16 protein-coding genes and 4 pseudogenes are annotated in these 25,692 nt (G+C 64.4%); 7 read left to right on the top strand and 13 right to left on the bottom strand.

Translation table 11 applies throughout. The features are described from left to right. Positions 1–10: 10 nt before the first annotated feature. On the bottom strand, positions 11–529 hold the full coding sequence (gene ssb / locus ACPFMJ_RS05560) for a single-stranded DNA-binding protein (RefSeq protein ID WP_424362848.1): 519 nt from the start codon (positions 527–529) through the stop codon (positions 11–13). Positions 530–690: 161 nt separating this feature from the next. After that, positions 691–1,968, bottom strand: a complete 1,278-nt coding sequence (gene dctA, locus ACPFMJ_RS05555; RefSeq protein WP_424362847.1) for a C4-dicarboxylate transporter DctA — start codon at positions 1,966–1,968, stop codon at positions 691–693. Here dctA and ACPFMJ_RS05550 point away from each other — a divergent pair. The 3 genes and pseudogenes from ACPFMJ_RS05550 to ACPFMJ_RS05540 all read left to right on the top strand — a co-directional run. Next, a pseudogene (locus tag ACPFMJ_RS05550) lies at positions 1,873–3,354 on the top strand (AIM24 family protein); the annotation flags it as partial. The gene dctA and the pseudogene ACPFMJ_RS05550 overlap by 96 nt on opposite strands. A 135-nt stretch (positions 3,355–3,489) precedes the next feature. Next, a pseudogene (uvrA, locus tag ACPFMJ_RS05545) lies at positions 3,490–5,511 on the top strand (excinuclease ABC subunit UvrA); the annotation flags it as partial. Between the two features lie 234 nt (positions 5,512–5,745). Then, a complete protein-coding gene (locus ACPFMJ_RS05540; protein ID WP_424362846.1) occupies positions 5,746–6,057 on the top strand; it encodes a hypothetical protein in 312 nt (103 codons plus the stop codon). Positions 6,058–6,209: 152 nt separating this feature from the next. Here ACPFMJ_RS05540 and ACPFMJ_RS05535 read toward each other — a convergent pair whose 3' ends face one another. From ACPFMJ_RS05535 to clpS, 3 genes and pseudogenes are all read right to left on the bottom strand, one after another. Further along, entirely contained in the window at positions 6,210–6,998 is a 789-nt protein-coding gene (locus ACPFMJ_RS05535; protein ID WP_424362845.1) for a glycosyltransferase family 4 protein, read from the bottom strand. Positions 6,999–7,313: 315 nt separating this feature from the next. Then, positions 7,314–9,743: pseudogene (gene clpA, locus ACPFMJ_RS05530) on the bottom strand (ATP-dependent Clp protease ATP-binding subunit ClpA). A gap of 12 nt (positions 9,744–9,755) precedes the next feature. Next, the gene (gene clpS / locus ACPFMJ_RS05525) at positions 9,756–10,151 is read right to left on the bottom strand and encodes an ATP-dependent Clp protease adapter ClpS (RefSeq protein ID WP_424363793.1); all 396 of its coding nucleotides are present in this window, start codon (positions 10,149–10,151) and stop codon (positions 9,756–9,758) included. A gap of 292 nt (positions 10,152–10,443) precedes the next feature. Between clpS and ACPFMJ_RS05520 the strand changes: the two genes are divergently transcribed. Next, entirely contained in the window at positions 10,444–10,776 is a 333-nt protein-coding gene (locus tag ACPFMJ_RS05520; protein WP_424362844.1) for a hypothetical protein, read from the top strand. A 275-nt stretch (positions 10,777–11,051) separates the two neighbouring features. Beyond that, the gene (locus ACPFMJ_RS05515; RefSeq protein WP_424362842.1) at positions 11,052–12,569 is read left to right on the top strand and encodes a DEAD/DEAH box helicase; all 1,518 of its coding nucleotides are present in this window, start codon (positions 11,052–11,054) and stop codon (positions 12,567–12,569) included. Positions 12,570–12,611: 42 nt separating this feature from the next. Here ACPFMJ_RS05515 and ACPFMJ_RS05510 read toward each other — a convergent pair whose 3' ends face one another. The 7 genes and pseudogenes from ACPFMJ_RS05510 to rnr all read right to left on the bottom strand — a co-directional run bounded on the left by ACPFMJ_RS05510 (position 12,612) and on the right by rnr (position 18,721). Beyond that, a complete protein-coding gene (locus tag ACPFMJ_RS05510; protein WP_424362841.1) occupies positions 12,612–13,046 on the bottom strand; it encodes an HIT family protein in 435 nt (144 codons plus the stop codon). 114 nt (positions 13,047–13,160) lie between these two features. Continuing rightward, positions 13,161–14,019: pseudogene (locus tag ACPFMJ_RS05505) on the bottom strand (prephenate dehydratase). After that, the gene (locus ACPFMJ_RS05500; protein WP_424362840.1) at positions 14,016–14,771 is read right to left on the bottom strand and encodes a 3-deoxy-manno-octulosonate cytidylyltransferase; all 756 of its coding nucleotides are present in this window, start codon (positions 14,769–14,771) and stop codon (positions 14,016–14,018) included. The pseudogene ACPFMJ_RS05505 and the gene ACPFMJ_RS05500 overlap by 4 nt, the downstream one beginning before the upstream one ends. 4 nt (positions 14,772–14,775) lie before the next feature. Further along, entirely contained in the window at positions 14,776–15,180 is a 405-nt protein-coding gene (locus ACPFMJ_RS05495) for a hypothetical protein (RefSeq protein WP_424362839.1), read from the bottom strand. Between the two features lie 599 nt (positions 15,181–15,779). Beyond that, positions 15,780–15,947 (bottom strand): 50S ribosomal protein L33, encoded by a 168-nt coding sequence (rpmG, locus tag ACPFMJ_RS05490; protein ID WP_424362838.1) that lies wholly within the window; start codon positions 15,945–15,947, stop codon positions 15,780–15,782. Between the two features lie 102 nt (positions 15,948–16,049). Further along, complete coding sequence (locus ACPFMJ_RS05485) at positions 16,050–16,457, bottom strand: DUF2809 domain-containing protein (RefSeq protein ID WP_424362837.1); 408 nt, start codon at positions 16,455–16,457, stop codon at positions 16,050–16,052. Next, positions 16,454–18,721 carry a ribonuclease R gene (rnr, locus tag ACPFMJ_RS05480; RefSeq protein WP_424362836.1) on the bottom strand — a complete coding sequence of 756 codons (2,268 nt, stop codon included), beginning with the start codon at positions 18,719–18,721 and terminating at the stop codon, positions 16,454–16,456. Before rnr ends, ACPFMJ_RS05485 begins: the two co-directional genes overlap by 4 nt. A gap of 298 nt (positions 18,722–19,019) precedes the next feature. Here rnr and ACPFMJ_RS05475 point away from each other — a divergent pair, with 298 nt between their 5' ends. Together ACPFMJ_RS05475 and ACPFMJ_RS05470 are read left to right on the top strand one after the other, a co-directional pair. After that, on the top strand, positions 19,020–20,705 hold the full coding sequence (locus ACPFMJ_RS05475) for a pilus assembly protein TadG-related protein (protein ID WP_424362835.1): 1,686 nt from the start codon (positions 19,020–19,022) through the stop codon (positions 20,703–20,705). Positions 20,706–20,992: 287 nt separating this feature from the next. After that, the gene (locus ACPFMJ_RS05470; protein ID WP_424362834.1) at positions 20,993–22,672 is read left to right on the top strand and encodes a VWA domain-containing protein; all 1,680 of its coding nucleotides are present in this window, start codon (positions 20,993–20,995) and stop codon (positions 22,670–22,672) included. A 73-nt stretch (positions 22,673–22,745) separates the two neighbouring features. Here ACPFMJ_RS05470 and topA read toward each other — a convergent pair whose 3' ends face one another. After that, positions 22,746–25,631 (bottom strand): type I DNA topoisomerase, encoded by a 2,886-nt coding sequence (gene topA, locus ACPFMJ_RS05465; protein ID WP_424362833.1) that lies wholly within the window; start codon positions 25,629–25,631, stop codon positions 22,746–22,748. Positions 25,632–25,692 lie beyond the last annotated feature (61 nt).

Genomic DNA, 25,692 nt, shown 5'->3' with positions numbered 1-25,692 from the left:
CTGATCTTTCTTAGAACGGGATGTCGTCGTCGAGCTGGTCGGACAGACGGCCGCCGCCGGAGGCGGGGGAGGGGCGGCGCTCGACCGGCGCGCGCTCCATCGGCGAAGAGCGCCCGAAAGAGCCGCCGCCGCTCTGATAGCCGCCGCCTTCGAAATCGCCCTCGCCGCGACCGCCGCCCTTGCTGTCGAGCAGGGTCAGTTCGCCGCGAAAGCGCGGCACGACGACTTCCGTCACCTTGCGCTGATTGCCGTCCTTGTCCGTATATTCGCGGGTCTGGAGCTGGCCCTCGACATAGATCTTGGCGCCCTTGCGGCAATATTGCTCGGCGATCTTGCCCAGCGCCTCATTGAAGATCTGGACGTTGTGCCACTCGGTGCGGTCCTTGCGCTCGCCCGTATTCTTGTCGCGCCAGGACTCGGTGGTGGCGAGCGAGAAGGAGACGACCCGGTCGCCCGACGGAAAGGTCCGCACTTCCGGATCGCGGCCGAGATTGCCGACCAGAATGACCTTGTTGACGCTACCCGCCATGTCTCTCTCCACTCGATTGCGCGGGGCACTCTAACGCCATCCCGCCCCCCGACGACGCCCCGGAAGGGCTTGTCCACAGATGATGCGGGCGCGGCCGGGCTTATGTTCCTTTTTTGTTCTAGCATCCGGCGTGAGGCCGCGCAAGTTTTCCGCGGGAACGGCTAAGCCGCCTCGCCGCCAGCCGCCCCCGAAAGCCCCGCCTTCAGCTTCTCGCGATCGAGTTCGCCTTCCCAGGCGGAGACGACGATCGTCGCCACGCCGTTGCCGATGAAGTTCGTCAGCGCGCGGCATTCGCTCATGAACTTGTCGATGCCGAGCACGAAGGACATGCCCGGCGCGAGCGCCGGATCGACGGCGGTGAGCGTTGCGGCAAGCGTGATGAAGCCGGCGCCCGTCACGCCGCTCGCGCCCTTGGAGGTCAGCATCGCAACAACGAGGATCGTCGCCTGATGGGTGGCGTCCAGCTCGGACCCCATCGCCCGGGCGATGAAGAGCGTCGTGAGCGTCATGTAGATATTGGTGCCGTCGAGATTGAAGCTGTAGCCCGTGGGCACGACGAGGCCGACGACGGATTTCGAGCAGCCGAGGCGCTGGAGCTTCTCCATCAGCGCCGGCAGGGCGCTCTCCGAGGACGAGGTGCCGAGCACGACGAGCAACTCGTCCTTCAGATATGCGAGAAAGCGAAAGATGTTGAACCCCGTCGCCGCCGCGATGGAGCCGAGCACGATCGCGACGAAAAGCCCCGAGGTGAGATAGAAGGCGCCGATGAGGCCGCCGAGCGAGAGCAGGGCCGCCGAGCCATATTTGCCGACCGTATAGGCCATGGCCCCGAAGGCGCCGATGGGCGCGGCCTTCATCACAATGCCGATGAGCGCGAACATGGCGTGGCCGGCGTCCTCCACCCATTGCCGCATGGGCCGGCCTTTTTCTCCGAGGCCCAGCAGCGCGAAACCGAAGAGCAAGGAAAAGAGCAGCACCTGCAGAATGTCGCCCTTCGCGAAGGCGCCGACTGCGCTGTCCGGGATGATGTCGAGCAGGAAATCCACGCCGCTGCGATGTGCGGCCGCGTCCGTATATTTGGCGATGGCGGCGGCATCCGCCTTGCCAGCGAAATCGCCGCCGAGCTTGAGGACATTGCCGACCAGGAGGCCGATGGCGAGCGCGAACGTGGAGACGATCTCAAAATAGATGAGCGCTTTGACGCCCACGCGGCCGACTTTCTTGGCGTCCTCGATATGCGCGACTCCCGAAACCACCGTGCAGAAAATGATCGGTCCGATCGCCATCTTGATGAGCTTCACGAAGCCGTCGCCTAGCGCCTTCACCCAATCCGCGGCGGCGAGATGCGGCGCGAGATAGCCGAACACGGCCCCGAGCGCGATGGCGATGAGAACCTGCACATAGAGCAGGTGGTGGAGTGGCTTCCGGGCGGCGCTCATGGTCAAGGTGGTAGACCCGGGCGTGACAGGGCGCAACCGGCGGCGCTGCATTGTCCGCAAGCGCGGCCGTGGGTAACATCGCTTGCAACTCACCGGGAGAGGCGCATGAGCGCGGGCGAAAAGGATACTTTATTCGGCCAGGTCCATCAGGGCGGATCGTTCCTCGGGGGCGGGGGGCTCTCGCCGCTCGCGCAGAACAGGCCGGCGCCCCCGCAGCAGACCCAGCTCGAGCCCGCGGGCGATGGCGTCGCCTTCGAGATCAAGGGCCATGAGCTGCAATTCCTCGAGGTCGATCTGCGACCCGGCGAGGCGATGATCGCCGAGGCGGGGCAGATGATGTTCAAGGACGCCGCCGTCTCCATGGAGACGATCTTCGGCGACGGCAGCGAGCCGCAGAATACCGGCTTCTTCGGCAAGCTGCTCGGCGGCGCCAAGCGCGTGCTTTCGGGCGCGACGCTGTTCATGACGCGCTTCGCCAATATGGGCGGCGGGACGGCGCGCGTCGCATTTTCCGCGCCCTATCCGGGCAAGATCCTGGCGCTGCGGCTCGACCGTTATGGCGGCGAGCTCTTCTGCCAGCGCGAGACATTTCTGGCCGCGACGCAGGGCGTGAAGATCGACATCGCCTTTCAGAAGAAGATCATGACCGGCCTCTTCGGTGGCGAGGGGTTCATCATGCAGCGCCTCGCCGGCCATCCACGTCGCGCGGCGCGCGCGAACACAACCTCAAAAACGTCGACATCGGCACATGGCGAGCAGCAGCAAGAAATCCGCGCAGGCCGCGCGACGCGCTCCGCGGCGCGTCGTGTTCACGCGCGATTCGTTGTTCACGGGGTCCGGCAAGTCGTCGCTCGCCTTCGATACGATCTACGCCGAAGGCCAGCGCCGCTATGTCGAAAGTCGCTCTCGGCCTATGCCCGCCAGTTCCTGGAGATGATGCAGAAGCCCGACGTCGATCAGATCGACGGCCTGTCGCCGGCCATCTCCATCGAGCAGAAGACGACCTCGAAGAACCCGCGCTCGACCGTCGGCACGGTGACGGAGATCTACGACTATATGCGCCTGCTGTGGGCGCGCGTCGGCGTTCCTTATTCGCCCGCGACCGGCCTGCCGATCGAGAGCCAGACGGTCTCGCAGATGGTCGACCGCGTGCTGGCGCTGCCGGAAGGCACGCGCCTCTATCTGCTCGCGCCGGTCGTGCGCGGCCGCAAGGGCGAATACCGCAAGGAGATCGCCGAATGGCACGCGGCGCGGCTATCAGCGCCTCAAGATCGACGGCACCGTCTACGAGATCGCCGACGCGCCGCGCTCGACAAGAAATTGAAGCACGACATCGACGTCGTGGTCGATCGCATCGTCGTGCGCAAGGACATCGGCGCCCGCCTCGCCGACAGTTTCGAGACGGCGCTGGAATTGTCGGGCGGGCTGGCGGTCGCCGAATACGTCGACGCCAAGCCGCTGCCGGAGCTGGCGCTCGCGCAGGCTTCGGCCAATGTCTCCACGCATTACGCGCCGGGCCACATCGTTTTCTCGTCCAAATTCGCCTGTCCCGTGTCCGGCTTCACCATTCCCGAGATCGAGCCGCGGCTTTTCTCCTTCAACAATCCCTTCGGCGCCTGTCCAACCTGCGGCGGCATTGGCTGCGAGCAGAAAGTCGACGCCGATCTCGTCGTGCCGAACCCTAAGACGACGTTGCGCAAGGGCGCTGGATCGCCCTGGGCGAAATCCTCCTCGCCCTATTACATGCAGACGCTCGAAGCCTGGCGAAGCACTACAAGTTCAAGCTCGATACGCCGTGGGAGGACTTGCCCGAGAAGGCCAAGAACGTCATTCTCTTCGGTTCGGGCAGCGAGGAAATCAAATTCTCCTATGACGACGGGTTTCGTGCCTATGACGTGAAGAAGCCCTTCGAAGGCGTCGTGATCAATCTCGAACGCCGCTACCTCGAGACCGACAGCGAATGGGCGCGCGAGGAAATCGGGCGCTATATGTCGGCGACGCCCTGTCTCGCCTGCGAAGGCTTCCGCCTGAAACCGGAAGCGCTCGCGGTGAAGATCGCCGCGAGGCACATTGGCGAGTCTCTGCGAATCTCTCGTGCGGCCGCCGCGTCTGGTTCGGCGAGATCCCGAAAACCTTCACGGCAAGCGCAAGAAGAAGAACGAGATCGCCTATCGCATCCTGAAGGAGATACGCGACCGCCTGAAACCTTAAATCGACGTGGGCCTCGATTATCTGACGCTTTCGCGCTCCTCGGGCACGCTGTCCGGCGGCGAAAGCCAGCGCATCCGTCTGGCCTCGCAGATCGGCTCCGGCCTGACCGGCGTGCTCTACGTGCTCGACGAGCCCTCGATCGGCCTGCATCAGCGCGACAACGACCGCCTGCTCGAAACGCTGAAGCACCTGCGCGACTCGGCAACAGCGTCATCGTCGTCGAGCATGACGAGGACGCGATCCTTGCCGCCGATTACGTCGTCGACATCGGCCCCGGCGCCGGCATTCATGGCGGCAAGATCATCGCGCAAGGCACGCCGCAAGAGATCATGGACGCGCCCCAAAGCATCACCGGCGAATACCTGTCCGGCGTCTGCTTTGTCCCAACGCCGAAAAACCGCCGCGCGCCCGACCCGAAACGCATGCTCACCGTCACCGGCGCGCGCGGCAACAATCTGAAGAACGTCGACGCGCAAATTCCGCTCGGCCTCTTCACTTGCATCACGGGCGTCTCCGGCGGCGGCAAGTCGACGCTCGTGATCGAGACGCTCTACAAGGCCGTCGCGCGCAAGCTGAACAACGCCAAGGAGCACCCCGGCGAGCACGACAAGATCGAAGGGCTGGAGCACTATCGACAAGATCATCGACATCGACCAGTCGCCGATCGGCCGCACGCCGCGCTCGAACCCCGCGACCTACACCGGCGCCTTCACGCCGATCCGCGAATGGTTCGCGGGCCTGCCCGAAGCCAAAGGCGCGCGGCTATGCGCCGGGGCGCTTCTCCTTCAACGTGAAGGGCGGCCGCTGCGAGGCCTGCCAGGGCGACGGCGTCATCAAGATCGAGATGCACTTCCTGCCCGACGTCTACGTCACCTGCGACGTCTGCAAGGGCAAGCGCTACGACCGCGAGACGCTGGAAGTGTCACCTTCAAGGAGAAGTCGATCGCCGACGTGCTCGACATGACGGTCGAGGAAGGCGCCGAGTTCTTCAAGGCCGTGCCGTCGATCCGCGACAAGCTCGAAACGCTGGCGCGCGTCGGCCTCGGCTACATCCATGTCGGCCAGCAGGCGACGACGCTCTCGGGCGGCGAGGCGCAGCGCATCAAGCTCGCCAAGGAACTCGCGCGCCGCGCCACCGGCCGCACGCTCTACATTTTGGACGAGCCGACGACGGGCCTGCATTTCCACGACGTCGCCAAGCTCTGGAGGTGCTGCACGAGCTGGCGGACGCAGGGCAACAGCGTCGTCGTCATCGAGCACAATCTCGAAGTCATCAAGACCGCCGACTGGATCATCGACCTCGGCCCCGAAGGCGGCGACGGCGGCGGCGACCATCGTGAACGCGACGGACACGACCATCAGCGTGAAGGCGACGACCGTCGCGCCATATGAGCCGCGCGAGAAGGACAGGAACATGCCGAGGAAGATGATCAGCAGCATCGTTCCCGTGAGAAGAATGCTCTTCGCGCGCCCGAGCATGAGGCTGTGCGCCAGATAGATGATGGGTAATACGAGGAAGGAGCCGAGAACGTTCGGATCCTTGAAGGTGCCCGATGCGCGGCCCGCATGCAGGAAGACGCCCTCGCCAAGCCCCGCGACGTTGAGATAGCCCAGAATGCCGGTGAAAGCGGCGATGAGCGAGCCGGCGACATAGGCGTTAAGGCACAACTCGACGCGATGTGTCGTGCGGTTGCCCATGAAGAGCGCATAGAACAGCGCGGTCAGCACCAGATAGGCCGACTGATATTGGTAGAGCGAGGAGTCCGGGCTGTCCCAATAGGGAATGAGCGCCAGGAAGCCCATGAAATTGAACGCCAGAATCAACGTGCCGAAGACGAGAAAGCTTCGGCTGATCGAGAAGCCGCCGAGGAACCATAGCGGCATCGCGATGAGAGAGGCGAAGTCGTAGGGCGACGGCTCGATGATGGCGATGGCGCCCATGGAGACGAAAAGAAAGACTGTCGCGTCGACGAGGCGCTGATAGCGGAAGACGAGCCCGCGGGGCTCGCTCGGCGCCTGAGCGATATCTGTCATCGACCGTGGCCCCGGGCGGCTATGGCGTCCCGATAGCCTTGCAGAACTTGTCCGGCCATATGCGAGACGGAGAAGCGGGATGCGACATGATCCGCAAGCGCCCGCGCCTTGCGCTCGCGCTCTTCCGGAGTCTCGGCGAGGATGCGCTCGAGCGCCTCCGCGAGAAGGCTCGGACCGTTCGGTTCGATCAGGCGGTCCGAATAGGGTCCGAAAATCTCAGCCATCCCCCCCACATTCGTGGCGACGAGCGGAATGCGCGCGCCCGCGGCTTCGAGGACGATATAGGGCAGGGACTCAAAGCGGCTCGGCACGACCATCGCCTTGCCGAGCGCGAAGGCTTCGCGCGCAGGGCGAGGCGGCTTGAAGGAGACCTGCCCTGATACGCCCGCCTGTTCGGCGCGCGCCGCGAGCATGTCGCGATCCGGGCCGTCGCCAATGAGCGTGACGCTCGGGGCGAGGCCGCGGTGCCTCAGCAGCGCTATTGCGTCGATGAGCGTATCGACCCCTTTGGCGTCGCGAAATTCGCCGACGAAGAGAAGGTCGGCGGCGTCCACTTGCGGTTCCACGGGCGCAAATTCGCTTTCCGCGATGCCATTGGGGATGACGCGCGCAAGACCCTTGGGCTTGCCCACAAAGGTCTCGAAGCGGTCGGCGATGAAGGCGCTTTCAAACAGCAGCGCATCGGTGCGCGCGGCGAGCAGGGACTCCATCGTCATGAAGACGCGGTGGGCCATCGAGCCGGGCTCGTAATTCAGACTCCCGCCATGCGGCGTATAAATCCGCACCGGGCTCTTTGCGCCCGTGAGGAGCCGCGATGCCGCTGATGGCCGCGCGCGATTTGCGCGCGCGTGAGATCGGTGACGTGACGGAATAGACCGCCGACGGGCGCGCGAAGCACATGCAGGATGCGCAGCGGCGCGTCGCGAGATTCAGCGGATTGCAGCACCGGGTTTTCCCTTGTTCCTCTGCTGAATCAGGCGCCGCAGAGCAGAGTCGAGCCGTTCTCCCTCACGCTGAAGTTACTGAGATTTTGGTTAAAAATGCGTGAGCGGCGACCGCTTTGCGGACGCCGCTCACGCATCTTCCCTTGCCGGGCTTCGTCAGTTGCGGACGGGAGCCGGCTTGGCGTCGGCCTCCGGCGCGTCTGGCTCTCCAGCCGCTGGCTCCGCCGTCTCGTCGGCGCTCGCGCGCTTCTTGCCGGCTTCGATGATGTCGCGCTCCGGACGCGGCAGCACCGGCCCTTCGGGGAAGACGAAGCCGAGCTTCTTCTCGCCCTTGTCGTCGCCGACCACCACGACGCGCACAGCGCCGCCATTCTTCAGGCGCCCGAAGAGAACCTCGTCGGCCAGCGGGGTCTTGATGTGCTGGTGGATGACGCGCGCCATCGGCCGCGCGCCCATCGCCTCGTCGTAGCCGTGCTCGACAAGCCACCCGCGCGCCTCGTCGGTGAGCTCGATCGTGACGTTGCGGTCGGCGAGCTGCGCCTCGAGCTGCATGACGAACTTGTCGACGACCTGCGCGATGACGTCCGCCGGCAGATGGCCGAAGGGCACGATCGCGTCGAGACGGTTGCGGAACTCCGGCGCGAAGAGGCGGTTGATCGCCTCGCTGTCGTCGAGATCCGCGCGCGTGCGGGTGAAGCCGATCGGCGTCCGGGCGAGATCCTGCGCGCCAGCATTCGTCGTCATGATCAGGATGACGTTGCGGAAGTCGACCGTCTTGCCGTTGTGGTCCGTGAGCTTGCCGTGATCCATCACCTGCAACAGGATGTTGAAGAGATCTGGATGCGCCTTCTCGATTTCGTCGAGCAGCAGCACGCAATGCGGATGCTGGTCGATCGCCATCGGTCAGCAGGCCGCCCTGGTCGAAGCCGACATAGCCGGGAGGCGCGCCGATCAGACGGCTCACCGTGTGGCGCTCCATATATTCCGACATGTCGAAGCGCACGAGCTCGATGCCGAGCGACGTCGCGAGCTGCGCGCCGCCTCCGTCTTGCCGACGCCGGTCGGGCCGGAGAACAGATAGCAGCCGATCGGCTTCTCGGGATCGCGCAGGCCGGCGCGGGCGAGCTTGATCGCGCTCGAAGAGCGCCGATCGCCTTGTCCTGACCATAGACGACGCGGCGCAGCGTCTCGTCGAGATGGGCGAGCACTTCGGCGTCGTCCTTCGAGACGGTCTTGGCGGGATGCGCGCCATCGTCGCGATGGTCGCCTCGATCTCCTTGAGGCCGATGGTCTTCTTGCGCTTGTTTCCGGCAGCAGCATCTGCGCCGCGCCGTCTCGTCGATCACGTCGATCGCCTTGTCGGGCAGCTTCCGATCGTGGATGTAGCGCGCCGACAGCTCCACCGCCGCCTTGATGGCTTCGTTGGTGTAGCGGATCTTGTGGAAATCCTCGAAGTAAGGCTTCAGACCCTTGATGATCTCGATCGCGTCGGGGACGACGGTTCGTTCACGTCGATCTTCTGGAAACGGCGGACCAGCGCGCGGTCCTTCTCGAAATACTGCCGATACTCCTTGTAGGTGGTCGAGCCGATGCAGCGCAGCGCGCCCTGCGCAACGCGGGCTTCAGCAGGTTCGAGGCGTCCATCGCGCCGCCCGAGGTCGCGCCCGCGCCGATGACGGTATGGATCTCGTCGATGAACAGGATCGCGTTCTTGTGGTTCTCGATCTCCTTCACGACCTGCTTGAGTCGCTCTTCGAAATCGCCGCGATAGCGCGTGCCGGCAAGCAGCGCGCCCATGTCGAGCGCGAAGATCGTCGCGCCGATGAGCACGTCCGGCACCTCGCCCTGCGTGATCTTGCGCGCCAGGCCCTCGGCGATCGCCGTCTTGCCGACGCCGGGATCGCCCGACGAGCAGCGGATTGTTCTTCTGGCGGCGGCAGAGCACCTGGATCGTGCGCAGGACCTCCGCTCGCGGCCGATCAGCGGGTCGATGCGGCCGTCGCGCGCCTTCTTGTTGAGATTGACGCAATAGGCCTCGAGCGCGCCTTCCTTCTTGCGGCTTTCGCCGTCGCGGCCCTCGCGTCCTTCGGCCCGGTCGCTCTCATCCTCCACGCCGCGCGGCGAGCGGGTCTGATCGGAAAGGCCGGGGCGCTTGGCGATGCCGTGGCTGATGTAGTTGACCGCGTCGTAGCGCGTCATTTCCTGCTCTTGCAGGAAATAGACGGCGTGGCTCTCACGCTCGGCAAAGAGCGCGACCAGAACGTTGGCGCCGCTGACATCCTCGCGCCCCGAGGACTGCACGCTGATGATGGCGCGCTGGACGACGCGCTGGAAGCCGGCGGTCGGCTTGCACTCGTCTGCGTCCTCGTTGACGAGATTGTCGAGTTCGCGGTCGATATAGTCGCGAAGGTTCTTGGCCAGCAGCTCGAGATCGACTGAACAGGCCCGCAGCACCGCGGAGGCGTCGGCGTCCTCGATCAGGCTGAGCAGCAGGTGTTCGAGCGTTGCATATTCGTGATGACGCTCGCGCGCGGAGGCGAGGGCCCGGTCCAAAGTCTGTTTCAGATTGCGCGAGAACGTCGGCATTCGCTGCGACCCCTATTTCTTCTCCATGATGCACTGCAAGGGATGCTGGTGCTTCCTTGCGAAGTCCATCACCTGGGTGACCTTGGTTTCGGCGACTTCGTATGTGTAGACCCCGCATTCGCCGACGCCGTGATTGTGGACATGCAGCATGATGCGTGTGGCTTCTTCGACAGACTTGTTGAAATACTTACGTAGCACGATCACCACGAATTCCTGGGTGGTGTAATCGTCGTTGAGCAGCAGGACGCGATACATGTTCGGACGGCGCGTCTGTTGACGCGTGCGCGTGATCAGCGCGGTCCCCGAACCCGGGCCGCCATCGCCGGATTTCTTGGGTTCCTTGCCGGCGCGCAAGGGCGACAGCGCGCCGACGTCGCCGGGAACCGCTCCCGAGCGAACCACGCCCATCTGTAAAAGCTCTTGCTGGGTTTTGATGGATGTCAACGCCGCCACGTCGTTCTCGTCCTTGATCCTTTCCATGTAGGTCCCGTGAAAGGTTCTTTCAGGGGCGCATGGAGCAATTTCTTTGCCGCGGCCGCAGGGTCGAGGAAAAAGCGCAGCGACGCGACGCGCCAGTGTTCTGCTTCGCGAGCGCATTGGCAAGGGCCAAGCGACGCCGCTGGTCAGGCAAACACTCACGTGAACCAGATATTTACCATATCAGGATAGAGAAGGGGGCCGTAATCGACAGGCGCAAACAATGTCCGAATTCGACCAAGACCGCATGCCGCCCCGCAATCTTTCGGGGCCCGTCTGGAGCCTTGCGGCCTTTTCGGCCGCCGTTTTCCTATGCAGCGTGCTCGGCGCGAAGATTCTGTCCAAGATGGTGGACCGAGATGATTTGATCGAGTCCGCCTTCGACCGCACCATGGAGGGGATCGCCAAGCGCGCCTCGCAGCAGCCGACCCAGGTCTATTCCGTTGTCCGCAGCGTCGGCGTCGACGGGATGACCACCGCTACGATTCCGCTGCGCGGCCCCGCGCCGGTCTCGCCCTGCGGCGATGACAAGGGTCAAAGCAAAGCCCGAAAATAGGGGCGTACGCCCAAAATTAAGTTTGTCGGGCGGCTCGGCGGGAAAAAATCCCAGAATCCACGTGGGTGGGCTCGCAATTTCATTGACATTTGCCCATTTGTTCTTCAAGCATGCGGCCGTGGCTTTCGCGCGCGCCTCTTTGCGGCGACCGTACGCGAGCCAATCCGTCTTCGCGGCGACGACGGCGCCCTCTCTCTGAAGACATCTTGCGCGCTTCTCGAACGGCTGGCGCGCATCGCCAACCCGCGTCCGTACAGCCGTAACCAGGATAATTGATGACATTCGACGAATTGGGCCTTTCGGAAAAGGTTCTCGCGGCCGTGCAGGCGGCAGGCTACGCTAATCCGACGCCCATCCAGGCCCAGGCCATCCCGCCGGCGCTTCAGGGTCGCGACATTCTGGGCATCGCCCAGACCGGCACCGGCAAGACCGCGGCTTTCACCCTCCCCATGCTGAGCCGCCTCGAACAGGGCCGCGCCCGCGCCCGCGTGCCGAGAACTCTCATCCTGGAGCCCACCCGCGAACTGGCGGCTCAGGTCGAGGAAAGCTTTGTTAAATATGGCGCCAACCACAAGCTGAACGTGGCGCTTCTCATCGGCGGCGTTTCCTTTGGAGATCAGGAAGCCAAGATCATGCGCGGCGCGGACGTGCTGATCGCGACGCCGGGTCGCCTTCTCGATTTCTTCGACCGCGGCAAGCTGCTGCTCACCGGCATCGAGATCCTCGTCATCGACGAAGCGGACCGTATGCTCGACATGGGCTTCATCCCTGACATCGAGCGCGTCTGCAAGCTGGTGCCCTTCACGCGCCAGACGCTCTTCTTCTCCGCGACCATGCCGCCGGAGATCACCCGCCTCACCGAGGCGTTTCTGCACAATCCGGTTCGCGTCGAGGTCGCCCGCGCCTCCACCACGGCTTCCACCATCCGCCAGGCGCTCGTCGCCTCGCATGGCCACGCCGACAAGCGCGAGACGCTGCGCGGCCTCATCCGCAACGCTGAAAATCTCAAGAACGCGATTGTTTTCTGCAATCGGAAGCGGGACGTCGCGATTCTGCACCGCTCGCTGACGAAGCACGGCTTCCCGGCTGGCGCGCTGCATGGCGACATGGACCAGCTCGCGCGCATGGCGTCGCTCGACGCCTTCAAGAATGGCGACGTCGATATTCTGGTCTGCTCGGACGTCGCGGCGCGCGGCCTGGACATTCCGGATGTCAGCCACGTCTTCAATTTCGACGTGCCGACGCACAGCGAGGATTATGTCCACCGCATTGGCCGCACCGGCCGCGCCGGGCGATCGGGCGTCGCGCTGACGATCGTCACCGAAGACGACATGAAATATGTCGATCAGATCCAGAGCCTGATCGGCAAGGCCATCGAATGGGAAGGTCCGACCTTCGACGCGCTGCCGCCGCCTTTGGAGACGACGCGTCCCCACGAGCACCGTCGCGGCGGACGCGGCGAGCGCGCGGAACGCGGCGCCCGTCGCGAGCGCGGCGGAGAGCGTGGCGGCCGCAGGTCCGAGCGTGGCGAACGGGCGGAGCGCAGGCCCGAGCGTGTCGAACGGGTCGAGCATATCGAGGCGGCCGAGGGGCCGGTGGCCATGGGCCGTCCGGCGCATGCGCCCCGTCGTCCCGACGCGGAGCCGGTCCGCCTGCGGTCGACCGACGATCGCCGCCCGCGCCGCCGCCATCACGAGGACGACGGCCCGCCCGTCATCGGGCTTGGCGACCACGTCCCGTCCTTCCTGCTGCGGCCCGTTGTGTTACGGCCCGCGAAGGTCGCGGAAGAATAAGCCGACATGCGCGCCTTCGGGCGCGCTTTTTTTTGCTCTTGCTTATCCTGCAAACGGCGTCATCGCGGCCCGGATCATCTTGGCCTGCTCGGCGAGCTTCTTGTCGTCGGCCATGGTTCCCGGCGGACGCAAAGGCACGCCTTCCCAGCGCGGCAGGAGATGGAAATGCAGGTGGTAGATCACCTGGCCGCCGGCGCTTTCGTTGAACTGATGCAGAGTCAGGCCGTCGGCGTTGAAGGCCTTTTCCAGCGCCTTGGCGACATGCTGCACGCGCTTGATCAATTCGCTCAGCGTCGCAGGAGAAACGTCCAGCAGGTTGCGCGCGGCTTCCTTCGGGATCACCAGCACGTGGCCTTCGGCGCGCGGCATGATGTCCATGATGGCGAGCGTGAGGTCGTCTTCATAAACCTTGTGCGAGGGGATTTCGCCGCGCAGGATCTTGCCGAAGATATTGTTCGGATCATAAGCGACGGACATACTGACACCTCGAAGGCTAACGGCGACCGCAGCGGCCGTTAGTAAAGGCTTTTAGCCGGTTGGGCCAGTCCTTTGCACAAGATTGGCGCCACCGGCCGGCGCATCCCCGGGCGCTTAGTCGAAGCCGCGAATATTCGTCACGCGGAAGGTCGCCGCCGGATAGACGCCGAGGATCTCCACTTCCTTCGAGAAGAAGGCGAGTTCCTCCATCGCCCGCGCGACATGTGGCTGCTCGGGGTGGCCGTCGACGTCGACGAGAAAGCGCGTCGCGGCGAATTCGCCGTCGACCATGTAGCTTTCGATCTTCGTCATGTTGACGCCGTTCGTCGCGAAGCCGCCGAGCGCCTTGTAGAGCGCGGCGGGCACGTTGCGCACGCGGAAGATGAAGGTCGTCATGGTGGAGCCGCTATCCCACGGGCGGCCATTGCGGCGTCTTCGGAGAGCACGATGAACGCGTCGTATTGTGCGCTTCGTCTTCGACGTTTTCGGCCAGCACGTCGAGCCCGTAAATGTCGGCCGCGAGACGCGGGGCAAGGGCCGCCTTGGTCTGATCGTTCCACTCCGCGATTTCACGCGCGGCGCCGGCCGTGTCGCCGGCCGTATGCGCGACGAGGCCGAGATCGCGGATCACGCGGCGGCATTGGCCGAGAGCATGGACATGGCTGTAGACGGCGCGCAGGCTTTCGCGCGTCGCGCCCTTCGGCGCCATCAGGTGAAAATGGATCGGCAGAAAATATTCGCCGACGATATGCAGGCCCGAATGGGGCAGAAAGTGATGAATGTCCGCGACGCGGCCCGCGATCGAGTTTTCGATCGGGATCATGCCGAGCAGCGCACGGCCTTCGGTCACTGCGGCGAATGCGTCCTCGAAGCTCGCGCAGGGGAGGGGCGTCAGGTCGGGATAGGCGTCGCGGCAGGCGATGTCGGAGTTCGCGCCAGGTTCGCCCTGATAGGCGATATATTGCTGTGTCACTGTTTTTCTTGCCCGATGGCGGCGCGCAGCGCCGCGAGGTCGCGCCCGGTATCTACCGATGGACCGGCTTTGTCCAGCACGGCCGCGTCAATACGCATCCCGGCCTCCATCGCGCGAAGCTGCTCCAGCCGTTCCCGCAGCTCGAGTGGGGACGGGGGGAGGGCGGCGTAGCGCTCGAAGCTCGCGCGGCGATAGGCGTAGACGCCCACATGCTTGAAGAGCGGCCCCTCTCCCCAGGGCGCGCGTGCGCGGGTGAAATAAAGCGCGCGCAGGCGTTTGTGAGAGATTTCCGTCCCGACCAGCTTCACAGCGTTCGGATCGTCGAGTTCTTCCGGCCCCGCGGGCGCGGCGAGCGTGCCGATGTCGACGCTGGGCTCCGCGAGGAGATCGAGCGCCGCCCCGAGCGCGCCTTGGGGAAGGGAGGGATTATCGCCTTGCAGGTTGATGATGGCGTCATGCCGGCCGGCGGGATCGAGCAGGCCGAGCGCCTCGGCGATGCGGTCGCTCCCGCAAATATGCGCGCCCGTCGTCATGGCGACGGCGCCACCCGCCGCCCGCACGACGGCGGCGATTTCATCCGAGTCGGTCGCGACCGCCACCGGGCCCAGCCCGGCGGCGGTCGCGTGCGACCATACGTGAAGTATCATCGGGCGCCCGCCAATGTCGGCCAGCGCCTTTCCGGGCAGCCGGGTCGAGCCCAGCCGCGCCGGAATGACGATGATCGGCGCGCGCGGGGCCGCGTCCTTGCTCAATGGCTCAGTAGACGTTGTTGTCTTCCGCCATCCAGCCCTTTTCGGTCTTCACGAAATGAAGCGTGCCTTCGCTGGTGTGAACTTCGCTCTTGGCGAAGGTGCGATCCTCGTCGATGCCGAGGAAGGCGCATTTGCCGCGCTCCTTCTCGTCGCGGCACTTGGCCTCGAAGCCCTCGGGGAACTGGATTTCCGCCTCATACAACAGCTCGAAGGCCTCGACCTTGTCGCGCTTCACGTCGCGGGCGTTGACCTTCTTGAAGGACACGATCTTGGCGTCGACGCCGCTCTTTTCCAGAATGTTGCGCAACACTTTCGCGCCCGTGGCGTCGCCGGGCTGGTGATCGCCGCAGCCGGCCAAAGCGACAGCCGCCGCGAGCCCGATGAACAGGCGCAGATTACGAATAGTCATCTATTTCCTCCGAAGCGTGCGCGCTGGTCGCGCGCATTTTTTCGTCTCTTTAGCGGAAAAGCGCCCGGCCGTCGCGGGAATTCACTTTTGCTATGACGTCATTGTGAAAAAACATATCAGATAGTTGCAATTTTGTGCAGCCGGGGTAACTTGGTGTCCGCCAATCGGATTGCGTATCTGGCGACGGCGAAGGGGGCTAAAAAAGCGCCCACGTCGTAATCAAGCGTTTGATGCGTAAGGGCAGAACTCGAATACCCTGCGGAGTGCTCAGGTCCGCCGCATCTCCTGGGTCCGTGGGGTTGGCCGGCTGACGGTGGTTGGAGTGGCCTCCTTGAAGCCATCGTCAGTCGGCCGCCTTCATCTGATGATGAAGAAGGCGCCGACGCCGCGCGATTTTTCCTAAGCCTGCAAAACCCGCCTCCGACCCTGAAGCGAGAGCCGTCTGATGTTGGGTGCCGAATCTGTGACGCGATTCCTCTCCCGCGTGCGGGAGAAGTCCGCCCCTGCGTCAGCATTGGTCGAGTGAGGGCGCACCCCAAAACAAAAAGGCCCCGCAAAAGCGGAGCCCTTTTTGAAACCAGCCGTAAAGCGAAACCGCCCTACTTGATCTTGGTTTCCTTGAACTCGACATGCTTGCGCACGACCGGGTCGTATTTCTTGAAGACCAGCTTCTCGGTCTTGGTGCGCGCGTTCTTCTTGGTGACGTAGAAGAAGCCCGTGTCCGCCGTGGACAGGAGCTTGATCTTGATCATGGCGGACTTGGCCATTTCGCTCGTTCCGGTTCGTGTGAAAAAACAAAATCGATCCCGCCGCTCCGAGAGTCGGCGGGGGACGAATTGGGGCGCACCATACGTGCGGAGCGCCGGATGTCAAGGCTGTAGCGCTTTCTGCGGGGCGCGGCGGGCCAGAAAGCCATCGACGCCCACCCCAAGCCCGATCCCGATGAGATAAGCCGCGATATTCCAAAACGAAAAATGACGCCCAAGCAAAAGCGCGCCTGCCGTTGTGAGCCGGAAATCGTCGAGCCAGGGCGTGTGGTGGAGCCGGGAGACTTCGACAACCAGGGCGATGACCGCCGAAACGGCCGCGATTCTGTGCGTCGGTCCGCGCAGGAGAAGCGCGACCGCAAAATAGACCATGGTCCCCCAAAGAAGGGACCCGCCATATTTCCAGACGAAGAAGGGCGCGCCGAGATCGAGCGCCCAGCGCCGAAGCGCGAGGCCCGCCGCGATGACGGCGAGGCAGGCGCCGCCCCGCCGCCAGAATCGCGCGCTCACTTTTTCGATTTCCGTCCCCCGCGCGGTCCGGGCTTGAAGGATTTGGGGTTCCTCGGCGGCGTGCGACGCTCGCCGCCGCCCACGACCTCAAAACGCAGCGCGCCAGCGATGGGGGCGGCCTCGACCAAGCGTACTTCTATTATATCCGCCAGACGGTAGCTCACGCCCGAGCGCGACGTGAGCGAGTGGTTCGCCTCGTCATAGGAGTAATATTCGCGCCCCAGCGTCGCGGCGGGCACGAAGCCGTCAGCGCCGGTCTCGATCAGCTTCACGAAGAGCCCCGACCGGGTGACGCCCGAAATGCGCGCGCCGAAACGCGCGCCGATCTGGTCGACGAGATGGTGGGCGATGAGGCGATCCACCGTCTCGCGTTCGGCCGCCATGGCGCGGCGCTCGGCGGCCGAGATGCGCGCGGCGATCTCGGCGAGTTCGCTCACGGGCATTTCGGGCAGGGCGCCTTCGCCGAGCTTCAGGGCGCGGATGAGCGCGCGATGCACGATGAGGTCGGCATAGCGTCGGATCGGCGAGGTGAAATGCGCGTAGCGGCGCAAGTTCAGGCCGAAATGACCGTAATTTTCGTGCGTGTATTCGGCCTGCGCCTGCGTGCGCAGAATGATCTCATTGACGATGTTCTCGTGCTCGAGGCCCTTCACGCGCTCCAGGATCACGTTGAAATGGGCGGGCTTCAGCACCTGCCCCTTGGCGAGCTTCACGCCGATGGTCGAAAGAAATTCGCCGAGCGCCGTCACCTTCTCCTTCGAGGGCTCGTCATGGGCGCGATAGATGAGCTGCTGGCGGTGCTCCTCCAGCGTCTCCGCCGCGGCGACATTGGCGAGGATCATGAATTCCTCGATGAGCCGGTGCGCTTCGAGACGCGGCGGGATGATCACGCGATCGAAGGTTCCGTCGGCTTTCAGCAGGATCTTGCGCTCGGGCAGATCGAGATCAAGCGGCGCACGGAGGTTGCGTGCATGTTGCAGCGCTTCATGCGCGGCGTAGAGCGGCTTCAGCACGCTCTCCAATAGCGGCTTCGTCTTCTCGTCGGGCTGGCCGTCGATCGCCGCCTGCGCCTGCTGATAGGAGAGCTTCGCGCGCGAGCGCATCATCACGCGATGGAAGCTGTGGCCGATCTTCTTGCCCTTGTTCGTCACGCGCATGCGCACGGCGAGCGCGGGGCGATCCTCGTTCTCGCGCAGCGAGCAGAGATCGTTGGAGATGCGCTCGGGCAGCATCGGCACGACGCGGTCGGGAAAATAGACGGAGTTGCCGCGCTCCAGAGCGTCCTTGTCCAGCGGCGCGTGGGGCTTCACGTAATGCGCGACGTCGGCGATGGCGACGGTGAGGACGAAACCATCCTGATTGTCCGGCGCCGTATCCGGCGCGGCGTGAACGGCGTCGTCGTGGTCCTTCGCATCCGGCGGATCGATGGTGACGAGCGGCAGCTCGCGCCAGTCCTCGCGGCCTTGCAGCGTCGCGGGCTTTGCGCGTTCGGATTCTGCAATGGCTTCCGCTCGGAAGACGTCGGGAATGTCGTGGGCGCGCAGCGCGATGAGGCTCACGGCTCTTTCATTCGCAACCGAGCCGAGCGTCTCGCGCACGCGGGCGCGGGGCGCGCCGAAGCGCGTCTTGCCGGCGATATCGACCGAGACGAGATCGCCGTCCTGCGCCTCGCCAATATCGGCGGCGGCCACCATCAACTCGCGGCCCGCCTGCTTTTTGTCGATCGGCAGGATGCGGCCATTGCCGTTCGGCTCGATCTTCAACACGCCGAGCACGCGATGACGCGTGCGGGAAAGAAGCTTGACGACGCGCCCGACATAAGGCGGCTCGCCGGGCGCGGCGTCCCGGTCGGGCTCCGCGCGCACGAGGGCGCGGTCGCCGACGCCGGGCAGGGGCTCGCCCGCCTTGGCGCGGCGCGGCGCGCGGATCAGGATGCGCGGCGCGGCGCCCAGCGCGTCCTCGTCCCATTCGACAGGCGTCGCGATCAGTTCGCCGTCGCGGTCGCGCGCCGTGATGTCGACGAGCGTCACCGGCGGCAGCGCGCCCTTTTGATTGACGCGTTTGCCGCGCTTCTCCAGCACGCCCTCGTCAGCCAGCGCCGACAACATGCGCTTCAGGGCGATCCGGTCCTCGCCCTTCAGTCCAAAGGCGCGGGCGATTTCGCGCACGCCGATCTTGGTCGCGCGGCCCGCCTCGCGCTCACGCGCCAGGAAGGCGAGGATCTCTTCGCGGGAGGGCTGCTCGGGGGTCTTTTTGGTCGCCAAGGTTTCTCTCAAATTTCAGGTATTTAGTCGCCTGCCCGAACAATGCTCTGTTCAACATAGGGCAAGGACGACCACCGCGCCATTTCAGGTTGTGCTAATGCATAGGGAATAGCCTAGATCGTGCTGCTAGTTGTATTTCTGCGCATCCTCGAACATGAGCGGTTAAGGTTCACGCTGGTTAAGGCCCTTTCTCCGGCTCCAATACGAAATTGCGTAACGGTTGCCTCCTAGCTTGTCCCCGAGGTCGGAAAAACTCTCGTCGAATTCGAGGGATTTTACGGAGTTTTGGGGGATCACGATGGCTCACAACTTTAAGCGCAAGTCGGCAGGGCGGCGCGACTTTATTTCGAGCGAGGGCGGCAACGCTTTCATGATTTTTGGCCTGGCCTTCGTGCCCGTCATGTTCATGATGGGCGCCGCGACAGATTACACGCGCCTCACCATCGCCCGCGCCGCGCTGCAGCAGGGCACGGACGCCGCGACGCTCGCCGTCGCGTCGAAGATGACGACCGACACGACCCTGACGCAAGCGCTCAATCAGGCGCAGGTCGTCATTAACTCCAATCCGCAGCTGGCGAATGCGACTGTCACCACCGGGAGCATCAGCCAGGACAAGCAGACCTTCTGCGCCACGTCGACAATGACGATCCAGAACGCCTTCATGAAGATGGCGCAGGTTGCGAACATGACCTCCTCGGTCACGTCCTGCGCCAATCTCGCGGGCGGCGTGAGCCCCGACGCGACATACGAAATTGCGCTGGTGCTCGATAATTCCGGCTCCATGTCGTCGAGCGCGGGCGGCGTCTCGAAGATGCAGGCGCTGCGGAGCGCCGCGACGAGCTTCGTGAACACCATGTATTCCAAGTCGCAGAACGTGAAGTTCTCGATCACGCCTTTCGCGGCCGCGGTCGTCGCGCTCGATCCGACGAACAGCGCCAACCGCAATCTGCCCTGGCTCGACCAGCAGGGCCAGAATTCCCAGCACTGGGTCGCCTTTGGCGGCAAGGCGGCGGCGAATGCGCAGGGTTTCAACAACCGCTTCGACATCTACACGAAGCTGAAGACGCTGAAATCGTCCTGGGATTGGAAGGGTTGTCTCGAAGGGCCGACCTATCCGAACAATGTCAACGACGTTGCGCCCAATCCGAGCGATCCCGAGACGCTGTTCATGCCCTATCTCGCGCCGGACGAGCCGAGCAACAGCAACTACAACAACAACTATCTTTCCGATTACAGCGGCACGTCCTGCACTCAGCCTTCCAGCAATTGGGCCAAGCTGACCAATGTCTGCAAATACAAGGCCGTGACTTCCGCGGGCAGCGGCGGCAAGGGACCGAACTGGTACTGCTCCGACCCGACGACGCAGACGCTCATGCAACTGACGACGCAGCAGTCCGCCGTGACGTCGAAGATCGCGCAGCTTGAGGAAGGCGGCAACACCAACCTGCATGAAGGCTTCATGTGGGGCTGGCGCACCATCTCCCCAAATCTGCCCTTCGCCGGCGGACGCTCCTACAACGCGCCCAACAACCGCAAGATCATGGTGTTCATGACCGACGGCGCCAATAACTGGCAGAGCAACACCAGCACGGCGGTGGGTTCGACCTATCAGGCGCTTGGCTATTACAGCTACAACGGAACGAAGAACAACCGCTTCCCGGACGGCACGAATGGCGACGGCAACAACTATCAGACCCTGCTGAACGCATCGGCCAACAAATCTTCGGACTACTGGGGGACTTCCCGAGACATGCTCGACGACATGACGCTTGAAGCCTGCACCAACGCCAAGGCCGCGGGGATCGAGATTTTCACCATCGGCTTCTCGACGCCGACGGACCCGATCGACCAGCAGGGGCTCGATTTGCTGAAGAGCTGCGCGACGAATACGGATCACTACTACAAGGCCGAGAACGCCAGCGACCTGAACGCCGCCTTCTCGTCCATCGGCATCGGCCTCGGCAAGCTGCGCCTCTCGCAGTAAGCCTCGTCTCCGATAAAACAGCGCGCCGCCTCCGGGTAACCGGGGGCGGCTTTGTTTTTGACGATCCTGCGAGCCAGCCATCGTTGGCAAACTGCGCCGCTCCCGGAAACGGGGGCGGCTTTTTCGCTTTCCCTTGTCTGGGCGAACCTCCACCCACCAATCGTTAAGCTTGACGCGGATTCACCGGGAATTCAATCCAGCGGAAAACACTATGGAAGATTCTGAAGCATACGTTTTCCCTATGCAAGGACTGCTCATTGGCGCGGGTCAAGCTCACGGGGGAAGCGATGGGGAATACGAAGAATGGGCCGCGGCCGGCTGCGGGCTTCGCCGGAAGCGAGGAAGGAAGCGCCTTCATCGTGTTTGGGCTGAGCTTCATCCCGGCGATGATCATGGTCGGCGCGGCGACGGATTACACGCGGTTGACCGTCGCCCGCGCGGAATTGCAGCAGGGGACCGACGCCGCGACGCTTTCCGCCGCCGCGAAGATGACGGACGCGACGACGGCGGCGCAGGCGCAAAGGCAGATTCAGACTCTCCTGAACGCCCGGCCCACGCTCGCCTCGGCGGCCATCACGAAAGTGACCATCGCCGAGGACAAGCGGACGCTCTGCGCCGAGTCGCGCATCACGTCGCCCAGCGCCTTCATGAAGATTGCGAGCGTTCCATTCCTCACCGCGTCGGCGCGCGCCTGCGCCAATCTTGCGGGGGGCGTCGATCCCGATACGAGCTACGAGGTCGCGCTGGTGGTCGACAATTCAGGCTCGATGGCCTCGAGCGCGGGGGGCGCGAGCAAGATGCAGGCGCTGAAGAACGCCGCGACCAGCTTCGTCAACGCCATGTATTCGAAGAGCCAGAATGTGCGGATGTCCATCACGCCTTTCTCGGCGGGCGTCGTCGCCGTCGATCCGTCGGTTTCGAGCAACCGCAATCTTGCCTGGATCGACACGCGCGGCGACAATTCCCAGCATTGGATCGCATTTGGCGGCAAGGCGGCCGCCACGGCGCAGGGCTTCACGAGCCGCTTCGACATCTACAGCCGCTTGAAGAATTTGCGCGGCGCCTGGGACTGGGGCGGCTGTTTCGAGCAGCCGGTCTATCCGCTCAACGTCACGGACACGGCGCCGAATCCGAGCAATCCGGAGACGCTCTTCGTGCCCTATCTTGCCCCGGACGAACCGGCCGACAGCGACTACGACAACCACTATCTCAGCGAAACGCCAAGTTCCTGCTCCGGCAATGTGAGCGGCGAATGGAGCCGCCTGACGCGCGCCTGTAAATATCGTTCGCCGTCCCGCGACGGCTGGGGCGCGGGACCCAATAGCTACTGCCCGAACGCGAGCACGCAGGCGCTGCTCCCGCTCTCGAGACAGAAATCCACGGTCCTTAGCAAGATTTCCATACTGCGAGAGGGCGGCAACACCAATCTGCACGAAGGCTTCATGTGGGGATGGCGCACGCTTTCCCCCAACCCGCCCTTTTCCGGCGGCCGCTCCTATGCCGCGGCGAAAAACCGCAAGATCATCGTCTTCATGACGGATGGCCAGAATGTCTGGAACAGCATGACGAACACGGCGACCGGCTCGACCTACCAGCCACCGGGCTATTACAGCTACAATGGCGCGATCAACAGGCGCTTTCCGGATGGGACGCGCGGCGACGGCGTGAACCATCAGGCGACCCTCGCCGCGGCGGCGAATCGCAGCGCCAGCTATCAGACCCTCGCCCGCCAGATGCAGGACGAGTTGACCCGCCAGTCCTGCGCGAACGCCAAGGCGGCCGACATTGAAATCTTCACCATCGGCTTCTCGACGCCGGGCGATCCGATCGACGCCCAGGGGCTCGCGCTTCTGAAATCCTGCGCGACGAATGACGACCATTATTTCAAGGCCGAGGACGCCTCGCAATTGAACGCCGCCTTTTCACAGATCGGCATTGGATTGGGTTCGCTGCGCCTCTCCGAGTAAAGAACCCCGCTCGGAAGCGAGAACGCCCCCGGTTCGACCCGGGGGCGTTGCCTTTTCCTTCAGCGCGGGGCTTTTAGGCCGTCTCGCGCTTCTTCGCCGGGGCGGCCTTTTTCGCTGCGGCCTTCTTCGCCGGCGCCTTTTTCGTCGCCGCTTTCTTCACGGGCTTGCCGTCCGCAAAGGGCGTCTCGTCGCTGTCCTCGATGGCCTTCTTGGCTTTCGCCGGCGCCTTCTTGGCCGGCGCCTTTTTCTTCGGCGCGCCGCCCTTCTCGTCGATGAGCTTGATCGCGTCTTCGAGCGTCACGTCCTCGGCGGACATGCTCTTCGGCAGAGTGGCGTTCACCTTGCCGAGATTGACGTAAGGTCCGAAGCGGCCCGCGCGCACGGTGATGCTTCCGCCGTCGGGATGTTCGCCCAGGACGCGCCCGCCCGTCGAACCGCCGCCGGCGGCCTTCGCCGCGATCATCTCCAGCGCCTGTTCGAGCGTCAGGGACGCCGGATCGACGGCCTTGGGGATGGTGGCGTTGACCTTCTTCCAGTTGACGTAAGGACCGAAGCGGCCGGCCTTCACCGTCACCGCGCCGCCTTCCGGATGGTCGCCGAGATTGCGGCCGGGCTCGGAACTGCGCCCGAAGCGCGAACCGCCGCCGCCCGATTCCTTCTGCACGATGAGGTCGATGGCGCGATTGGCGCCGATCGTCAGCACGTCATCGTCGCGGCCGACATTGGCGTAGGTCTTGCCGTGCTGCACGTAAGGCCCGAAGCGGCCGATATTGGCGACGATCGGCTCGCCCGTCGTCGGATGTTTCGCGACCTCGCGTGGCAGGGACAGGAGCGCCAGCGCCTGCTGCAGCGTGAGCTCATCCGGCTTGATCGTCTTGGGCACGGAGGCGCGCTTGGGCTTCTCGCCGCCTTCCTCCTGCTCGCCCTCCTGCACATAGGCGCCGAAGCGGCCGTCGCGCAGCGTGATCTCGGCGCCGCTCTCCGGGTCCTGGCCCAGAACCTTCACGCCCGGCCGCGCATCGGCGGCGGCGTCGCCGGTCGGCGGCGAGAGCGTGCGGGTGTAGCGGCATTCAGGATAGTTCGAGCAGCCGATGAAGGCGCCGAACTTGCCGACTTTCAGCGAGAGCTGACCGGCGTTGCAGGCGGGGCAGAGGCGCGGATCGGAACCGTCTTCCTTCGCGGGGAAGATATGCGGGCCGAGCAGTTCGTTGAGGCTGTCGAGCACCTGCGTCGTGCGCAGATCCTTCGTCTCGTTCACGGCCGCGGAGAAGTCCCGCCAGAAGTCGCGCAGCACCTGCTTCCAGTCGACCTCGTTGTTCGAGACGAGGTCGAGCTTTTCTTCGAGCGACGCCGTGAAGTCGAATTCCACGTAGCGCGAGAAGAAGCTTTCGAGGAAGGCGACGACGAGGCGTCCCTTGTCCTCGGGGATGAGCCGCTTCTTGTCGAGCCGCACATAGTCGCGGTCGCGCAGCGTCGCGAGCGTCGAGGCGTAAGTCGAGGGGCGGCCGATGCCGAGCTCCTCCATGCGCTTCACGAGCGTCGCTTCCGTAAAGCGCGGCGGCGGCTCGGTGAAGTGCTGGGTCGCGTCGATCTTCTCGCGCGTGACCGGCTCGCCTTCCGCCATGGCGGGCAGGCGGCCGCCTTCCTCATCCCCGTCGTCGTCGCGACCCTCCTGATAGAGCGCGAGGAAGCCGGGGAAGCGCACGACCTGACCCGTGGCGCGCAACTCCAGATTGCGCGCGCCGGCCTTGGCGTCGATGTCGACGGTGGTGCGTTCGAGCTCGGCCGATTCCATCTGGCTCGCGACGGTGCGGGTCCAGATCAGCTCGTAAAGACGCGCCTGATCCGGCTCCAGGAATTTCGCGACATGCTTGGGCAGGCGCGCGGCGTCGGTCGGGCGGATGGCCTCATGCGCTTCCTGCGCGTTCTTGGCCTTCGCCGAATATTTGCGCGGGACGTTCGGTACGAAGCGGTCGCCATATTCCTTGCCGATCACGCGGCGCACGCTCGCCACGGCCTCGGGCGCCATGTCGACGCCGTCGGTTCGCATATAGGTGATGAGGCCGACCGTCTCGCCGTCGAGATCGACGCCCTCATAAAGCCGCTGCGCGATGCGCATCGTGATCGCCGGCGCGAGGCCGAGCTTGCGAGAGGCCTCCTGCTGCAGCGTCGAGGTCGTGAAGGGCGCGTAGGGATGCCGCTTGACGGGCTTCGCCTCGACGGAGCGCACGGTGAAATTCGCCGCGTCGAGCGCCTTCTTGAAATCCTCGGCCTCCTCGCCCTTGCCGATGTCGAGGCGCGTGATCTTCTTGCCGTCGGCGCCGACGAGGCGGGCCGTGAAGGGCTCGCCCGCCTTGGTTTTCAGATGCGCGACGAGCGACCAGTATTCCTGCGCGACGAACTTCTCGATTTCGAGCTCGCGGTCGCAGACGAGGCGCAGCGCCACGGACTGCACGCGGCCGGCCGAGCGAGCGCCCGGGAGTTTGCGCCACAGCACCGGCGAGAGCGTGAAGCCCACGAGGTAATCGAGCGCGCGGCGCGCGAGATAGGCGTCGACCAGCGCCTGGTCGATCTGGCGCGGATTGGCCATCGCCTCGCGGACGGCGTCCTTGGTGATGGCGTTGAAGACGACGCGCTCGATTTTCTTGTCCTTGAGCGCCTTCTTCTTGTTCAGGATCTCGATGAGGTGCCAGGAGATGGCCTCGCCTTCGCGATCCGGGTCGGTCGCGAGGATGACCTTGTCGGCGTCCTTGACGGCCTGGGCGATCTCGGTGACGCGCTTCGAGCCGCGCGCGTCCATCTCCCAGACCATGGCGAAATCGTCGTCCGGATCGACAGATCCGTCCTTGGCGGGAAGGTCGCGGACATGGCCCATGCTGGCTATGACGTTGAAATCGCGGCCTAAATACTTGTTGATGGTCTTGGCCTTGGCCGGCGACTCGACGATGACGACGTTCATTCGCGACTATTCCACAGCGCGCCCGCCGGGCGCATGGGGCGGGAAGATGGTCAGAATGGGG

The sequence above is a fragment of the Methylocystis parvus genome, assembly GCF_049675845.1.
Classification (GTDB): Bacteria; Pseudomonadota; Alphaproteobacteria; order Rhizobiales; family Beijerinckiaceae; genus Methylocystis; species Methylocystis parvus_A.
Note: the sequence above shows the minus strand (reverse complement) of the source record. Positions and strands in the feature narration are given on the sequence as shown.

What these genes read in the sequence shown, in the direction of transcription:
- ACPFMJ_RS05470 (WP_424362834.1), top strand. Translation starts at nt 20,993, where the DNA reads ATGGGGAATACGAAGAATGGGCCGCGGCCGGCTGCGGGCTTCGCCGGA.
- ssb (WP_424362848.1), bottom strand. Translation starts at nt 529, where the DNA reads ATGGCGGGTAGCGTCAACAAGGTCATTCTGGTCGGCAATCTCGGCCGC.
- ACPFMJ_RS05515 (WP_424362842.1), top strand. Translation starts at nt 11,052, where the DNA reads ATGACATTCGACGAATTGGGCCTTTCGGAAAAGGTTCTCGCGGCCGTG.
- ACPFMJ_RS05520 (WP_424362844.1), top strand. Translation starts at nt 10,444, where the DNA reads ATGTCCGAATTCGACCAAGACCGCATGCCGCCCCGCAATCTTTCGGGG.
- clpS (WP_424363793.1), bottom strand. Translation starts at nt 10,151, where the DNA reads ATGGGCGTGGTTCGCTCGGGAGCGGTTCCCGGCGACGTCGGCGCGCTG.
- ACPFMJ_RS05495 (WP_424362839.1), bottom strand. Translation starts at nt 15,180, where the DNA reads ATGACTATTCGTAATCTGCGCCTGTTCATCGGGCTCGCGGCGGCTGTC.
- ACPFMJ_RS05540 (WP_424362846.1), top strand. Translation starts at nt 5,746, where the DNA reads ATGCAGGAAGACGCCCTCGCCAAGCCCCGCGACGTTGAGATAGCCCAG.
- dctA (WP_424362847.1), bottom strand. Translation starts at nt 1,968, where the DNA reads ATGAGCGCCGCCCGGAAGCCACTCCACCACCTGCTCTATGTGCAGGTT.
- ACPFMJ_RS05510 (WP_424362841.1), bottom strand. Translation starts at nt 13,046, where the DNA reads ATGTCCGTCGCTTATGATCCGAACAATATCTTCGGCAAGATCCTGCGC.
- ACPFMJ_RS05475 (WP_424362835.1), top strand. Translation starts at nt 19,020, where the DNA reads ATGGCTCACAACTTTAAGCGCAAGTCGGCAGGGCGGCGCGACTTTATT.
- rpmG (WP_424362838.1), bottom strand. Translation starts at nt 15,947, where the DNA reads ATGGCCAAGTCCGCCATGATCAAGATCAAGCTCCTGTCCACGGCGGAC.
- topA (WP_424362833.1), bottom strand. Translation starts at nt 25,631, where the DNA reads ATGAACGTCGTCATCGTCGAGTCGCCGGCCAAGGCCAAGACCATCAAC.